1 protein-coding gene is annotated in these 1,422 nt (G+C 33.5%); it reads left to right on the forward strand.

Going from position 1 to position 1,422, the window contains the following annotated elements:
* The first annotated feature begins 110 nt into the window (after nt 1-110).
* The gene (locus GQR46_RS19670) at nt 111-701 is read left to right on the forward strand and encodes a LuxR C-terminal-related transcriptional regulator (RefSeq protein ID WP_010553852.1); all 591 of its coding nucleotides are present in this window, start codon (nt 111-113) and stop codon (nt 699-701) included.
* Nucleotides 702-1,422: the final 721 nt, after the last annotated feature.

Raw genomic sequence — 1,422 nt, forward strand, 5'->3', positions numbered from 1 at the left:
TACACATGTACTTTAGTGTATAAAAAAAGAGCTACAACACATTCTCCTACCATTGAAATTAACTAAAAATAAGAATATAGTACTAAAATGTAGTCTATGGATAGAATATTATGAATATTGAAAACACAGCTGATAAAAGCCTCAAATGCTTCACAAATCCAAATTACACTTCACTTTTTTGTGTTGCAGCTGACTTCAACGTTTTACTTGTTAATTATCAAGCTTTAAACGTCATTACCAATTATGAACTTATTAATCAATTCATGCTAAAAAATGGTCACCAAGGACTGGTAATTTTTGATGTCCCAAAAGACTGCGATGTACTAGCATTAAAAGAGTGGCCAAATTTAAAAGGATTGTTTTACGAAGGTACTGACGAAGTACTACTTCAACAAGGATTAGAAGCCATTGAACAAGGAAAGTTATGGTTCCCTCGTGCAGTAACCGATGATTGGATGAGGCAAATGCTAGCGAGTGAACAACAAACTACTCTGCAATCAAACAACTTAACCTGCAAGGAAATGAAAGTATTAAACTTATTATTTTCTGGCTTACATTCAAGTGCAATTGCCGACACTTTATTTATAAGTGAAGCTACTGTTCGAGTCCACCTACACAAGGTTTACCAAAAAATTGCTGTAAAAAATAAGCAGCAAGCATTACTTTGGTGTCAAAAAAACTTAAATAGAATTAACAGTTAAGCAGGCTTATTTGAAACCTTATTGTGTCTACTCGACTCTGACTCTGACTTATTATTTCAACTGAAAGCATAAAGTCAAAGTTGGACCCACTTAAATACCCTATACAACCAGCAACTTTCTTTTCTTAAACAGCACTCTGGAAGTGCCTTTCATGTCGAGTCAATATCAAAAATCCACTTTTTCGAACTTAATACTGCAAATAAAAATTATACTTTTCTCCTTACTATTTATTAATACCTGAAATAATTACAAGGTATTGATATTACTTATTGTATAAAGCAGTGGCCCGGCCCACAAACTTTCAGATCTCCAGCAAATACTGGGCCAGGCCCTAGAGTAGTAATTACTGATAACGAAGGCCACCACTTTCAGAATGCATTGACTCTCCATAGGTGAATTTCAATTAATCACTAGTTTTATACTCACGAGGTCATCTGATAGAACTGCGAAGTATTATTTTGTGTAATGGAGACACTAAATAGCGAGATATAACCTATCAAAAGACTTACTTCATCGTAACTGTATGCATTCATTGCAAAGCAACATAATAAAAACCAAGTTAGCTTCTTCATCCGCGCCATTTCCTTTGAACAACCTCGCTAAGACAAATTTAATCCTATACTAAAACTTCCGTTTAGAAAGTTGCCATTTGCTTATAGCTAACTTTACTTATTAATAATTTCGACTATATATTTACATAAAATATAAACATTTAAACCAA

The organism is Pseudoalteromonas sp. Z1A6, from assembly GCF_011378745.1.
GTDB classification, from domain to species: Bacteria; Pseudomonadota; Gammaproteobacteria; order Enterobacterales; family Alteromonadaceae; genus Pseudoalteromonas; species Pseudoalteromonas arctica.